The 12,796-nt window shown below is 63.4% G+C and carries 12 protein-coding genes, 4 pseudogenes and 1 other annotated feature; of the genes and pseudogenes, 6 read left to right on the top strand and 10 right to left on the bottom strand.

The annotated features are described in order from the left end of the window. From BMX16_RS18105 to BMX16_RS16425, 6 genes are all read right to left on the bottom strand, one after another. Window positions 1–260: transposase (locus BMX16_RS18105; RefSeq protein WP_245731719.1), on the bottom strand; the 260-nt coding region annotated here is incomplete at its 3' end. A gap of 33 nt (window positions 261–293) precedes the next feature. Next, on the bottom strand, window positions 294–938 hold the full coding sequence (locus BMX16_RS16445) for an ATP-binding cassette domain-containing protein (RefSeq protein WP_177174715.1): 645 nt from the start codon (window positions 936–938) through the stop codon (window positions 294–296). A 92-nt stretch (window positions 939–1,030) separates the two neighbouring features. Beyond that, entirely contained in the window at window positions 1,031–2,194 is a 1,164-nt protein-coding gene (locus tag BMX16_RS16440) for an ABC transporter substrate-binding protein (RefSeq protein WP_089905771.1), read from the bottom strand. A gap of 346 nt (window positions 2,195–2,540) precedes the next feature. After that, window positions 2,541–3,809, bottom strand: coding sequence for a DUF6522 family protein (locus BMX16_RS16435; RefSeq protein ID WP_089905769.1), 1,269 nt, complete (start codon window positions 3,807–3,809; stop codon window positions 2,541–2,543). After that, on the bottom strand, window positions 3,802–5,010 hold the full coding sequence (locus tag BMX16_RS16430) for a P-loop NTPase (protein ID WP_245731717.1): 1,209 nt from the start codon (window positions 5,008–5,010) through the stop codon (window positions 3,802–3,804). Before BMX16_RS16430 ends, BMX16_RS16435 begins: the two co-directional genes overlap by 8 nt. Continuing rightward, window positions 5,007–5,600, bottom strand: a complete 594-nt coding sequence (locus BMX16_RS16425) for a MarR family winged helix-turn-helix transcriptional regulator (protein WP_245731715.1) — start codon at window positions 5,598–5,600, stop codon at window positions 5,007–5,009. The genes BMX16_RS16430 and BMX16_RS16425 overlap by 4 nt, the downstream gene beginning before the upstream one ends. Window positions 5,601–5,777: 177 nt before the next feature. On the opposite strand from BMX16_RS16425, the pseudogene BMX16_RS17700 reads away from it, so the two are divergent. Both BMX16_RS17700 and BMX16_RS16420 read left to right on the top strand, forming a co-directional pair. Further along, window positions 5,778–5,912, top strand: a pseudogene (locus BMX16_RS17700) (IS3 family transposase); the annotation flags it as partial. Beyond that, window positions 5,900–6,235: pseudogene (locus BMX16_RS16420) on the top strand (AI-2E family transporter); the annotation flags it as partial. The pseudogenes BMX16_RS17700 and BMX16_RS16420, both read left to right, overlap by 13 nt. A 151-nt stretch (window positions 6,236–6,386) precedes the next feature. Here BMX16_RS16420 and BMX16_RS16415 read toward each other — a convergent pair. Continuing rightward, on the bottom strand, window positions 6,387–8,900 hold the full coding sequence (locus BMX16_RS16415; protein ID WP_218139942.1) for a heavy metal translocating P-type ATPase: 2,514 nt from the start codon (window positions 8,898–8,900) through the stop codon (window positions 6,387–6,389). A 152-nt stretch (window positions 8,901–9,052) separates the two neighbouring features. Here BMX16_RS16415 and BMX16_RS16410 point away from each other — a divergent pair, with 152 nt between their 5' ends. From BMX16_RS16410 to BMX16_RS16400, 3 genes are all read left to right on the top strand, one after another. Then, window positions 9,053–9,250 (top strand): heavy-metal-associated domain-containing protein, encoded by a 198-nt coding sequence (locus tag BMX16_RS16410; protein ID WP_089905758.1) that lies wholly within the window; start codon window positions 9,053–9,055, stop codon window positions 9,248–9,250. Between the two features lie 61 nt (window positions 9,251–9,311). Further along, entirely contained in the window at window positions 9,312–9,815 is a 504-nt protein-coding gene (gene copM, locus BMX16_RS16405) for a CopM family metallochaperone (protein WP_245731713.1), read from the top strand. Window positions 9,816–9,922: 107 nt separating this feature from the next. Further along, window positions 9,923–10,234: a MerR family DNA-binding protein gene (locus BMX16_RS16400; protein WP_089905755.1), complete on the top strand. Its 312-nt coding sequence runs from the start codon at window positions 9,923–9,925 to the stop codon at window positions 10,232–10,234. 36 nt (window positions 10,235–10,270) lie between these two features. On the opposite strand, the pseudogene BMX16_RS16395 reads toward BMX16_RS16400, so the two are convergent. After that, window positions 10,271–11,581 (bottom strand): annotated as a pseudogene (locus BMX16_RS16395) (IS3 family transposase). Next, window positions 11,178–11,294: a sequence feature (AL1L pseudoknot), on the bottom strand. (Overlaps the previous pseudogene by 117 nt.) 50 nt (window positions 11,582–11,631) lie before the next feature. Between BMX16_RS16395 and BMX16_RS17430 the strand changes: the two are divergent. Further along, window positions 11,632–11,745, top strand: a pseudogene (locus tag BMX16_RS17430) (IS5/IS1182 family transposase); the annotation flags it as partial. Window positions 11,746–11,841: 96 nt separating this feature from the next. Here BMX16_RS17430 and kduD read toward each other — a convergent pair. Together kduD and BMX16_RS16385 are read right to left on the bottom strand one after the other, a co-directional pair. After that, window positions 11,842–12,582, bottom strand: coding sequence for a 2-dehydro-3-deoxy-D-gluconate 5-dehydrogenase KduD (kduD, locus tag BMX16_RS16390; RefSeq protein WP_281242623.1), 741 nt, complete (start codon window positions 12,580–12,582; stop codon window positions 11,842–11,844). After that, window positions 12,579–12,796: 5-deoxy-glucuronate isomerase (locus BMX16_RS16385; protein ID WP_177174713.1), on the bottom strand; the 218-nt coding region annotated here is incomplete at its 5' end. The genes kduD and BMX16_RS16385, both read right to left, overlap by 4 nt.

Here is a 12,796-nt window from a genome sequence, read left to right as displayed (position 1 = left end):
GCACGGCGCCAATCGGTCAACGCGGAGGAATAAAGCCCCTCCCGCCGCAGAATGGCTGAAACCGTGCCTGTATCAGCAGCATGGTCCGTCTCATCCAGAATGCGTAGTTTGTATTTTGCAGTGAACGTGCGCCGCTTCGGGGTCGTCGTCAGCTCGGCCGTAGGGACACGCGGCGCAGCTACGACGCGAGCGGGTGGGATCGTAGGCGAAATCTCAGATCCGGTATCCTGTGGAGGCGGCATCTGTGAAGGCATTACCATGGGTTCGGTCTCCTTCGCCCTCAAGTCTAAACTTTAGCCAGTCAAATGTCTCACTCTTATTGGCACGGAGGGTTCCGCGATACGATGCGTGACGATCAGAACCGCCGTGCCCCCATCCCGCAGCGCGCGCATCTCCTCGTGCAGGCGGCTCGTCGCCTCAAGGTCCAGCGCTGCCGAGCTTTCGTCGAAGATCAGCACGCGCGGTTTCTGCACGAGCGCTCGGGCGATCACGACCCATTGCTTGACGCTCAGGGTCAAGTCCGCCACCCGTGCATCCGGGTCAATGGGGCAGGCCGCAAGCCGCGACAGAACCTCGTGCGTCTCGGCCCGCTTTTGCGTATTGCTGCGCTGCCGCCGCCAGGTTGGGTCGCTGCCCGCAAACAAGTTTTCCCAGACCGAAAGCTCTTCTGCCAGCATCATTTCCTGATAGATCGTCACCACACCAGCCGCGATAGCCGCAACAGGGGTGCGCGGGGTTGCGCCGAAGACGCTGACCGTCCCTGAATCGGGCAAGATGATCCCTGAGGCGATCTTGGCCAGCGTGCTCTTGCCGCTGCCATTCTCACCCACGATAGCGTGAATCTCGCCCATGCGGGCAAGTAAGGATGCGCCGCGCAAGGCGCGCGTCTTGCCAAATGACTTGTGGATGTCCACGATCTCGACGGCAACCGAAGACATGGCTGCATTCCTTCCTGTGACTTGTTGGCTTAGTAGCTCAACCCGGCCCTCGACGGGATCGGCGCCGGGTTGCCCGGCACCGATCCTGCTTTTCAGTTTGGCTTCCATTCCAGCGGTGGCACCGGGTTGTCGAAGAAGTTCGCCGCCCATTCATCCGAGAACCAGGTTTCGATGCCCGGCTGGATGTATGCGGTCGAGTCGATCGAGCAGTCGGCCGCCAGACCGGCCACATACTCCTCAGCCGAGACGCGATAGACCGGACGAAGGATCGACTGGATCTTCGGGCCCTGCCCCTGCAGCGTGCGCATCACGACGTTGATGCCCAGTTCCATCTCGTCGCCCGGAGGCCAGATCTGGAAGGCGTGGCTCATCCAGTCGGGGTTCTGCTTCAGATAGCAGGCAGCGCCCTCCGAGCCCGCCAGCGAGATCGGCATGACGTCACGCCCCGATTGCAGGACGGCCTTCAGGATACCGGTTTCCTGAGATCCTTGGGCGATGATGCCGTCGATCTGCGCGGGGTTGGTGGCGAGGAACTTCTGTACCTCGGTTTGGGCGACCTGATCGGTCCAGTTGCCCCAGACCTGACCTAGGAGCTTGGCGTCGGGGAATTCTTCGAAGGCACGCTTGGCACCGACGTCAAAACTCTCCGACGACGCTGCGCCCGCGATACCCGAAGCCAGCAGGAAGTTGCCCTTGCCGCCTGCCTCCTCGATCAGCGCCTTTGCGATCTCATAACCGCCCGAGCCATAGTTGGCCGAGGCATTTAGCGCCTTGTCCGATGTGAGATACCCTGAGTAGGAGAACACGACGACGCCATTCGCATGGGCATATTCCACCGCGCCATTTAGCGCGACAGGGTTCGAACAGCAGACGATGATCGCATCGACGCCCTGATCCACCAGCTGGCGGATCTGCTGGATCTGGCGCGCATCGTTCAGGTCGGACTGAGTGACGATTACATCCTCCAGCAGCCCGGCCTCCTTATATTTCGGCAGCATGACATCCATCAGCCGCGTCATGCCTTCGGCGCGCCAGGTGTTGCCCGCGTAGGAACTGGCATAGCCGATGGTCCAGGGCGCTTCGCCCCGCGGCTTCCACTCGCGATAGGCCGAGGGCCCGACGGGTTGTCCCGGTTCCATCCCTTCGTAGGCCGCCTGAGCTTCAGGAGAAAGGTCGCTCAGCCCTTGGGCAAACGAGACAGAGGCAGACAGCACAAATGGTGCGACGGCGAGCGCCGTCAGTGATTTCCAGAACATGTTATCCTCCCAGTTAGTCGGAAATTGCTTTTCCGCTTTGCCAATGGTTTCCGAAACCGCTGCACCAAGGAAGGCAGCCGTCCGGTATCACGGCTATAGACGATCCCTATAGCAGGAAGCAGATGAAGGTCCGGCTAGTACGCCGAGCACTTCGGGCCTGCCATAGCCTTAGATGTCGAGGCGCTCTCAACTTGGGATACTCAAACCGTCGAGGGGCCCGAACGCTACAACGTCGCTCTCCGCGACCCGTCGGCGCTCCGGCAGGACCCCGACGCCATCGCGCGCGAGGTGCAGTGGCCTTGCCCAGTGGGGGCATTCCAGCGGCACCGTGCCCATTGCCGCAAGGTCAACGCTTGATTGCAAGCAGAGTACTTGCACACCTGAACTCGCGCCGGTGATAGGTGCTGTCGTTTTCACCATCCGCCGGGCCACGGCCAAGGGCGCACGCCTGCTGATGGAACCCCCTGGCAGCGCCGTCCCCGATCTTGCTGACCACCAGGGCCGCCAGAAACGGCGCGCCGGCTTCGGCGTCTTCGACCATGGTTGCCTCAAGCGCCTGTGTCACTTTCGCAATGGATCCGGGCATGAACAGCCCCAGATCCCGTGCAAGCTGGCCATAGGTCAGCGGCACATCTTTTGCGAACAGCCCGGTTAGATGCGCGCGGATACGGTCGCGCAGCGCATTGCCTGCTGCAGCAGCCTTGATCGCGGCACGCGGCGCCGGGATTTCATGAGCGGTTCCATCGGCGGCGATCTCAGCCGCCCAGACCCGCTGCCTTGACCGCATGATCAACCGCGTCTTGCCTGCATCCGCCCCAGTGCCAGATTCCGATTGGCTGACAACCTCGCCCGATTGCAGTGCTGCCCGCAGGCTTTGGGCATCCATTCCCAGACGCGGCGCCAGATAGTCTGGTGAGATCAGAAATTGTCCCTCCTCAAGCGCAATCGCATCGGGTGGGACGGGGCGATACAGCAAGGGGCGCTTTGCGGCAGCCGGTCCATCCGGTGGCGCACTGTAAAAGGGTGCCGCACCGGCGGCATGGTCGGTCACGTCGATGATCTCGCGAACCTCTGGCACTGCGGCGCGGATCATGTTTTCCACCCCGCCGCGCAGCGTTGCCGCAGAGGATGCACAGCCCTGACAGCCCCCCGACATCAGCATGCTGACAACGCCGTCGCGCACATCGGTCACGCTCACATGTCCGCCGTGGCTGGCAATCGCGGGGTTGGCCTGCCGGTCCAACACCTCTTGCACGGCGGTCCGGATCTCAGCATCGGTCCGGGCCACCCCGAGGGCTTTGGCCGCGTTCCCCAGTGGAGCAGAAAACCGGGCCATGCTGTCGCGGATCGCCTGCGCTATCTGGGGTTTCAGGACGGACCAATCACTGTCCGCGGTCTTGACCACCGTTACGACCGCTCCAGCGACATCAACCTTTTCAACGCCAGGAATGGCGAACAGGGAAAGCGCCAACGGTGCGCTCTGCGCTGCGGCTGCGCCGGAAAACGTGGCCCCTGCCCCCGCTTGCACGTCGCGCTCTACCACGAAGCGCAGGCTGTGCGGATCAGCGGGTGAACTTTCCGCCCGGATGCGCAGCAGGACTACTGGTTCAGACATCCTCAACCTCGGCGGACTTCATGCTGCGCAAATGGCCAAAGGTGTAGATCCCCGACTGATGGCCATCGCTGAAGCTGGCGCCGATGGCATAGTTGCCAATGCTCCAGATCCGGGTCGGGGTGATGTTCAGCGGCACGCTTGCCGGAACCAGCACCGCGCGCCTGCTCATCTCGTCCACGCAGGCGGCGCAGCGGCAGGCCAGACGCAGATCGCGCACGTCGATCGCCTGATCATGCCCGTCTTGCCAACGCACGACCAGCGTGCGCCCGTCGCGGCGGTGCATGGCCACCGGGACCTCTGCCGCACCGCCCGCATGACCAGCCACAGGCGCAGGCATTGGCGTGCTGGCATCATCGGCCCACTGCCAGCCGAACGGTGTCGGCAAGCCGGGCTTGGCCCGCACGCGCCGCAAAAGAGTGGCGGCAATGTCGCGATAGGCCTGTGCTGCGGGTGTATCGGGGTGGGCAATCACCAATGGCAGCCCGTCATCGCCGCAATCCACGATCGCCGGATCAAGCGGCACCGCGCCCAGAAACGGCACGCCAAGGCTTGCCGCGATCTTTTCGCCGCCGCCTTGATGAAATATGTGGGTCACCTCGCCACATGATGGGCAGGTAAACCCACTCATGTTCTCGACGATGCCAAGGATCGGCACTTTGACCTGCTCCATCATCCGGATACCGCGCCGGGCGATCTTCAGGCTGACATCCTGCGGCGTGCTGACGATGACAGCACCAGTCAACGGAAAGCTTTGCGCCAGCGTGAGTTGTGTGTCGCCGGTGCCGGGCGGCAGATCAAGGATCAGATAGTCAAGCTTGCCCCAGTCCACCTCCAGAATGAACATGCGCAGGTATTTCGAGACCATCGGGCCGCGCAGTACGGCAGGCTTGTCGTCATCCGTCAGCATGCCCATCGAGATCACCTTGATGCCATGCGCCTGTGCGGGCATCACCTTGCCCGAAGGTGACATCGAGGGGTTCTTGCCGGTCTTGATCCCCAGCATTCCCGGTACGCTGGGGCCGTAAAGATCGGCATCCACCAGCCCGACCGCAGCCCCCTGCGCCGCCAGCGCTAGCGCAAGGTTGGTGCTGAGTGTGCTTTTGCCCACCCCGCCCTTGCCACTGGCCACAGCGATGATCTGGCCCAGATGCGCCATGCCGGTGTCTTCGGGCGCGCGGGAGGTTGCTGGTGTGGAAGTCATCTGGTTTCCCCGGGTTCAAAACCGGGCGAGGCCAGCTTCCGGCCTTCGCGCGCGGCGAAATTGATGCACAAACGGCCAAGATCGGCCGGAGCGAGTTCAGCCGCGACGCAGGCACAATAGCTGATGGCGCCGCCCGAATAGTGCCGACAATCGCCACAGGTGCCAAAGGCGACCGTATCGCGGATCGCTGCAAGCTCTCCAGCCAAGGCGGGCAAGGCCTGCCGCAAAGCTGATTTCAGCCCCGCGTCCAGCCGATCGATCGCTTCAGACACGGCGCGTAACGGATCTTCGCGCATTGCGGCAAGCCCGGCATCCGTCAGATCGAACCGGACACTCCGCCGGTCATCCGCCGACTCGTGTCGTTCAAGATACCCCTTTACCAACAACGATTTGATGGTTTGCGATGCCGTACCCCGCGTGGTGGCGTGAAAGCTGGCAAAGGCTGAAGGGGTGCGCGACACATCGTTGGCCCGTGCAAAGAACCGCAGCGCCGTCCACTGCGCTGCCGTCATGTCAGACGCCGCGTCGCCCCCGCGAGCCGCACGCCCAAGGTAGACAAGCAGTTCGGCGATTTCATCTGTGCTGGTCACGTTGTTGTCCATTCCAGAAAGATAGCGTTTCGAAACTGAATGACAAGCGGACCCGAAGAAAACTAGTATCGAAACGAAACTACACGTGCAGGAAAATGAACAAGCCTTTTGGAGTGCCCCCACTGAAGTGGTCCACCTTTTGGGATAGAATTATCCCGTTTTCAGGAGGACGACGAGATGGCTGGCAAGCGAGAGAAGCCCGAGGATATCGTGCTGAAGCTGCGACAAGTTGAAGTGCTGCAAGGACAAGGCAAATCGGTTCAGGAGGCCGTGCGGCAGATCGGTGTCACGGTTCAGACCTACTATCGATGGCCTACCTCTGCCTGACGGCGGTGGAGGGCAACGTGGCTACCCCATTGCTGCTCGGTCGACGTCTGGAGCTCAACACCGTTGCGGTGTTTCTGACGGTCGTCCTCTGGGGCTGGCTTTGGGGCATTCCGGGCGCACTGGTCGCGGTGCCGTTCCTCGTGATCTTCAAGGTCATTGCCGACAACGTCGAGGGCATGGAGATCGTAGGAAACTTCCTCGGAGCGGCGGATACCCCCGTTCAAAATGACGACACGGTCGTCGAGACTACGGGATCCGACGAGGACGATGGGCCCGGCCCATCAACATCGGCACCGTCCGTGCTGTGAGCACTGGCGTCAGGACAACTGCCCTGCTGCGACATCAAGTGCCACTGAGCGACCGGGGCACGACGTTCGAGCCTACCTCACATGCCGTTACCTGATCAGCTCTTTCGCTCTGATCAGTCGACTGCGGCAGGGCTGTTGGTCGGCGTTTCGCTTACGCGGTTGCAACCACTGTCGCAGGAGCGAACCTCCGCAGCCGCAACGCATTGCCAAGGACGAACACGCTCGACATGGCCATCGCGCCTGCCGCGAGCATGGGCGACAACAGGACGCCGAACGCAGGGTAAAGCGCACCTGCGGCCACGGGGATCAGGGCGGCGTTGTAAGCGAAGGCCCAGAACAGGTTCTGGCGGATGTTGCGGATCGTCGCGCGCGACAGGGCGATGGCCTGTGGCACACCCGCCAGGTTGCCGGACATCAGCACCACATCCGCGGCCTCGATGGCGATGTCTGTGCCCGTGCCGATGGCGATGCCCACATCCGCCTGTGCCAGGGCCGGTGCGTCGTTGATGCCGTCGCCGACGAAGGCGACCCTTCCATGTTTGCGTTGCAGCGCCGTGACCGCAGCGACCTTGCCGTCCGGCAGCACCTCGGCCACCACATCGTCGATGCCCAGATCTCGTGCGATGGCCTGTGCCGTGCGGCGGTTGTCACCTGTGATCATCACGACCTTCAGCCCCAAGTCGTGCAGGGCACGGATGGCTGCTGGCGTTGACGGCTTGATCGGGTCAGCAATGGCCATGATCGCTGCAAGCTTTCCGTCGATGGCGGCGTAAAGCGGCGACTTGCCCGCCCCCGCCAGCTGCGTGGAAGCCGACGCGAACAATCCGATCTCAACGCCGCACGAGTTCATGAATCGGTCGGCACCGACTTCGACCCGGTGGCCATCGACGAAGGCCGTGACGCCGTGGCCGGTCACGCTGTCGAACCGGGACGGATCCGACAGCGTCAGCCCCTCGGCCGCGGCAGCGTCGACGATGGCACGGGCGATGGGATGCTCTGACTTCGCCTCGACCGATGCGACCAGAGCAAGGACGTCGGCCCTGGTATGACCCGCCGTGACGATCATGTCGGTCAGGGTCGGCTTGCCTGCGGTCAGTGTGCCGGTCTTGTCGATGGCAACGGCAGAGACACTCATCAGCGACTGCAACGCGGCCCCTTTGCGGAACAGCACACCCATTTCTGCCCCGCGCCCGGTGCCGACCATGATCGATGTCGGTGTCGCCAACCCCATCGCACAGGGACAGGCAATGATCAGCACGGCCACCGCATTCACGAGCGCATAGGTCAGCGACGGGTCGGGGCCGAAGATCAACCACGCCAGAAACGTCAGGGCTGCGAGCGCAAGCACGGCGGGCACGAACCACAGCGTCACCCGGTCCACGAGCGCCTGGATCGGCAGCTTCGATCCTTGAGCGTCTTCGACCATACGAATGATCTGCGCAAGCATCGTGTCTGCGCCGACCGCCGTCGCACGGACCACCAGGGCACCGGTCTGGTTCACGGTGCCGCCCACCACGCTTGCCCCCGCAGCCTTTTCCACCGGCATGGGCTCGCCCGTGATCATCGCCTCATCGACGAAGGACGCACCCGAGACCACTTGACCATCCACCGCGATCCGCTCGCCGGGTCGCACATCGATCTGATCACCGGTCACGATGTCGTCCAACGCGACCTCCACGACGCCGCCTTCCCTGTGAACGCGGGCGACCTTGGGCTGCAAACCGACCAGCCGCTTGATCGCCTGCGACGTCCGGCCCTTGGCCCGCGCCTCCAGCGTGCGACCAAGCATGACCAACGTCACGATGACCGCAGCTGCCTCGTAATAGACATTCACGGTGCCTGGCGGCAGCAACTGAGGTGCAAAGGTCGCCACGACGGAATAGCCCCATGCCGCCAGGGTGCCGACGGCGACGAGGGAATTCATATCGGGCGCGGCCCGCATCAGCGCCGGCAGACCGATCCAATAAAACCGCAGACCGGGCCAGAACAGGACCACGGTGGTCAGCAGGCATTGCAGATACCAGCTGCCACGCATGCCGATAGTGGACATGATCAGGTCATGCACCGCCGGGATCAGGTGGGACCCCATCTCCAGCACGAAGACCGGCAAGGTAAGGGTCGCTGCGATGGTCAGGTCGCGCTGCAGGGCGTCCTGCTCTGCCTGTTTGCGGTCCGCTTGGGCATCCTCATCCCCGGTGCCGCCGACAGGTTGCGCCGCGTATCCGGCAGCGGCAACGGCCGCGACAAGGTCGCTGTCCGCCACGGCACCGGTGGCCACAATCGTGGCCCGCTCGGTCGCCAGGTTGACGGCAGCGGTTGCGACGCCCGACACTGAGAGCAGCGCCTTCTCGACGCGGGCGACGCAGGAGGCGCAGGTCATGCCGTCGATGCTGAGCGTGACGGTCCGGTCCAGCACCGCGTAACCAGCATCCACGACCGCCTGCACCAGACCTTCTCGGCTGGCAGGCTGCGTGAACGTCACATCGGCCCGCTCGGTGGCAAGGTTGACGACAGCCTCGCTGACCCCCTCCATGCGGTTCAGCGCCTTTTCCACCCGCCCCACGCAGGAGGCGCAGGTCATCCCGATCACGGGCAGAGACAAGGTCTGCGACCCATGCTGCCGGACACTGTCGCTCTGGACGTTTCGCTGGATCTGGGTGTTCATCATCGGATACTCGAGAAAGGCTCTGCGTATCCTGATGCGCCTTCCAGCCACCGTAAGGTCAAGACCCAATATCGTGTGCAACGCTTGTCTTGACCTTCCCCCTGCTGGAAGCCCCATGTGTATGGTCGTTGCAGCTGAGCGGGAGGACCCCCATGCAGATCCACATCGACAACATGACGTGCGGCCATTGCGTCAAGAGTGTCACCGAGGCGATCCACGCCGTCGATCCACTGGCACAGGTTGAGATCGACCTGACCGACAAGCGCGTCGCAGTCACCTCCGCTGCCGCGGCATCGGCCATCACGGCCGCACTGGACGACGCCGGATATCCGCCGCGCACCGCCGTGTAACCATCAGGCCAATCGAGACACGCATCACGCCATTCAAACAGGAAGACATCCAATGACCAATTTGACACTGACCACCCTGAGACTGACCGGTGCGGCAGGCCTTGTCGCGTTCACCGCATTTGCCTCCCCTGCCGTTGCGCAGGATGCGGAATTCCAACTTCCGGAGCAGTGTGTCGCAGCTGCAGGAATGGACGGCATGGATCATGCCGCGATGGGGCATGGTGAGATGGCGGACACTGATGCTGCAGAGGGGGACATGGCATCGGACATGATGGGGATGCCCGGAATAGAAGAGATGGCGTCGATGCCGGTGCATGTGCAAGAGAACATGCGCAAGATGATGGTCACGATGCCGGCGATGCATGAGGGCATGATGAACGCTGATGCGGACGTGGCCTTTGCCTGCGGGATGATCGCGCATCACCAGGGTGCCATCGACATGGCCGAAGTCCTGCTGGAGCACGGTGAGGACGACCAGATGCGTGCCCTCGCAGAAGAGATCATCGCCGCACAGGTGGGTGAGATCGCGCAAATGACGACCTGGCTCGAGGCGGCTGCCGAGTAAGATCACCTTGGCCGCGCGGCCCACGTCGCGCGGACATGCGCAGGCGCATCCCCTGCGCAGGCCCCAGGAACAGATCGTAGACTGACGAAGGACAAAGGTAACGACGCATGAACATCGGTGCCGCAGCACAGGCCTCTGGCTTGCCACAAAAGACGATCCGCTCCTACGAGGAGATCGGACTGCTGACGGCAGACCGGGCCGCCAATGGCTATCGCGACTATACGACGGAGGACGTCCACCGCCTGCGCTTCCTGCAGCGGTCGCGCAGCCTCGGCTTCTCGGTTGCAGAGTGCCGGCAGCTGCTGTCGCTCTACACCGACCGCGACCGGGCCGGCGCGGACGTCAAGGCCGTCGCGAGCGAAAAGCTGGCAGAGGTCGACCGGAAGATCACGGAACTGACCGAACTGCGGATCAACTGAACCGCGCCGGGTTTGCCGGAGACCAGTTGCTTCACTTTATGTGACCATATCGAGCGCGGCACGCTGCGCATAGGAGTTGGCTTCAGCCTCGGCAGGCGGGATGTTCCCGATGGGTTCAAGCAGTCGGCGGTTGTTGAACCAATCCACCCATTCGAGGGTCGCCATCTCGACGGTCTCGAGGTTTTTCCAAGGGCCGCGACGGCGAATGACCTCGGTCTTGTAGAGGCCATTGATCGTCTCGGCCAATGCGTTGTCGTAGCTGTCTCCGACGGCCGCCGAGGAACGCCATCGGTCCGAGTTACGATGGCGGCGACTGAGGGCTCGATGCCTGCGTCGGCCAGGCGCTCGGTGTAGCGGATGGAAACGTATTGGGACCCGCGATCGCTGTGATGCACCAGGCTGCCGTCACCATCGGGGCGTCGTTTGTAGAGCGCCTGCTCCAGCGCATCCAGAACGAAGTCCGTCTTGGCCGACCCCGATACCCGCCAGCCAACGATGTGATTGGCGAATGTATCGATCACGAAGGCCACGTAAACGAAGCCGGCCCAGGTCGAGACGTAGTTGAAGTCGCTCACCCATAGCATGTCCGGTGCCGGGGCCCGGAACTGGCGGTTGACCTTGTCTTGCGGACATGGTGCCGCTGTATCGCTCTGCGTAGTCTTGATGGCCTTGCCACGCACGGCCCGAAGCAGCCCGATCTGGGTCATCAGCCGCGCCACCGTGCAACGGGCGACATCGAAGCCTTTCCGTCTGAGCTGGTGCCAGGCTTTGCGCACGCCGTAGACTTTGAAGTTAATGTCCCAGATCCGCCGAATCTCGGGACGCAACGCTGCATCCCTTTGCTGTCGCGCCGACGCCTTGGACGCATCGGCACGGATGGCCAGGTGCGCATAAAACGTCCCCTCTCGGCAGATTGCTGCGCAATCGCCTGCCGGGCAATGGATGGGGCGATCGGCAGAACCCGGCAGATCGGCTCGACTCCATGGACGGCACGATGATCGCAGGTAAACTCGATCATCGCTTCAACGGGCAGTCGAGCCCCGCCTGAGCGAAATAAGCTGATGCTCTGCGGAGGATCTCGTTCGCCTGACGCAACTCTCAATTCTCGCGTTCAAGCAGCTTGATCCGATCGCGTTCGTCGCTGATCGCGCCACCCGCAGCACCGGCGTCCTTTGCGGCCGCCCGGGGCCAGACTGCAAGCGTCTGCGGAATACAGCCGATCTTCGGTGCAATCGCCGCTATCGCGGCGCTCTGCGTTTCATAGGAACTCTGATGTTACAACACCATCCGCACAGCGCGGGCGCGGACCTCCGGTGAATAGCGGTTGGCCATCTTGCTCTTTTCCATGACTCTCATCCTTCTCAGGTTTCAAGTCTCCGGCAAACCCGGCGCGGTTCAAGCGCCTCATGGCACGGGACTTCGACCGCCAGGTCGCGGAACTTCAGGTCCGTATCGCCGTGCTCAACGGCTACACAGCGCTCGGCATACCCGTCACAGAAGCTGTGGGATAAACCCGTCCGGGAAAAGGCGAACCTCGGCGATAAGCCGATTTGTGCAACAGGGCCAGCCTCGCCACCATTCAGGCGGGTTGAGAACGCCATGTTAAATCACCGTGCAAGCCAGCCTCCATCCACGTTGAGGATGGCGCCGTGGACGTAAGAAGCGGCGGGGGTGCACAGGTACACGGCGGCCCCCGCGATGTCGCTCGCCTCTCCCCAGCGGCCCGCCGGGATGCGCGCGAGGATGGCGGCGTTGCGGTCGGGGTCGGCGCGCAGGGCCTCGGTGTTGTTCGTCTCGATGTAGCCCGGGGCCACCGCGTTCACGTTGATGCCCTTGGCCGCCCATTCGTTCGCCAGCAGCTTCGTCAGCCCGGCCACGCCGTGCTTGGACGCGGTATAGCTCGGCACGCGGATGCCGCCCTGGAACGACAGCAGCGAGGCGATGTTCACCACGCGGCCCTGCGCGCCCCGCGCGAACACTGCCTTGGCGAAGGCCTGCGTGGTGAAGAACAGCGCCTTCAGGTTCACGTCCATCACCGCGTCCCAGTCGGCCTCGGAGAACTCCACCGCGTCGGCGCGGCGGATGAGGCCTGCGTTGTTCACGAGGATGTCGATGGGCGCGCCGTCGAACAGCCCCTGCCCCGCCATGGGATCGGCAAAGTCCACCAGCACAGACGACGCAGTGCCGCCCGCCTGCGCGATCAACGCCACCGTCGCGTCGCAGGCCCGGCGCCCGGCGCAGACCACGCTGGCCCCCGCCTGTGCCAGTCCCACGGCGATGGCCTGACCGATGCCCGTGTTGGCGCCCGTCACCAGCGCGCGCTTGCCGTTCAGTGAAAACATACTCACCGCAGCGCCTCCATCGGGATCATGTCCATGTCGGTGAAGTCGGTGTTGTCGCCCGCCATCGCCCAGCAGAAGGTGTAGGACCCGGTCCCCGCCCCCGCATGCACCGACCACGGCGGAGAGATCACCGCCTCCTCGTTCGCCATGACGATGTGGCGCGTCTGGTCGGGGGTGCCCATGATGTGGAACACGCGCCGGTCGGCGGGCATGTCGAAGT

The organism is Loktanella fryxellensis (assembly GCF_900110065.1).
Classification (GTDB): Bacteria; Pseudomonadota; Alphaproteobacteria; order Rhodobacterales; family Rhodobacteraceae; genus Loktanella; species Loktanella fryxellensis.
The sequence above is the reverse complement of the archived record's forward strand: the minus strand, read 5'-3'. Positions and strand labels throughout refer to the sequence as shown.

What these genes read in the sequence shown, in the direction of transcription:
- BMX16_RS16445 (WP_177174715.1), bottom strand. Translation starts at nt 938, where the DNA reads ATGTCTTCGGTTGCCGTCGAGATCGTGGACATCCACAAGTCATTTGGC.
- BMX16_RS16440 (WP_089905771.1), bottom strand. Translation starts at nt 2,194, where the DNA reads ATGTTCTGGAAATCACTGACGGCGCTCGCCGTCGCACCATTTGTGCTG.
- BMX16_RS16435 (WP_089905769.1), bottom strand. Translation starts at nt 3,809, where the DNA reads ATGTCTGAACCAGTAGTCCTGCTGCGCATCCGGGCGGAAAGTTCACCC.
- BMX16_RS16430 (WP_245731717.1), bottom strand. Translation starts at nt 5,010, where the DNA reads ATGACTTCCACACCAGCAACCTCCCGCGCGCCCGAAGACACCGGCATG.
- BMX16_RS16415 (WP_218139942.1), bottom strand. Translation starts at nt 8,900, where the DNA reads ATGAACACCCAGATCCAGCGAAACGTCCAGAGCGACAGTGTCCGGCAG.
- BMX16_RS16410 (WP_089905758.1), top strand. Translation starts at nt 9,053, where the DNA reads ATGCAGATCCACATCGACAACATGACGTGCGGCCATTGCGTCAAGAGT.
- BMX16_RS16400 (WP_089905755.1), top strand. Translation starts at nt 9,923, where the DNA reads ATGAACATCGGTGCCGCAGCACAGGCCTCTGGCTTGCCACAAAAGACG.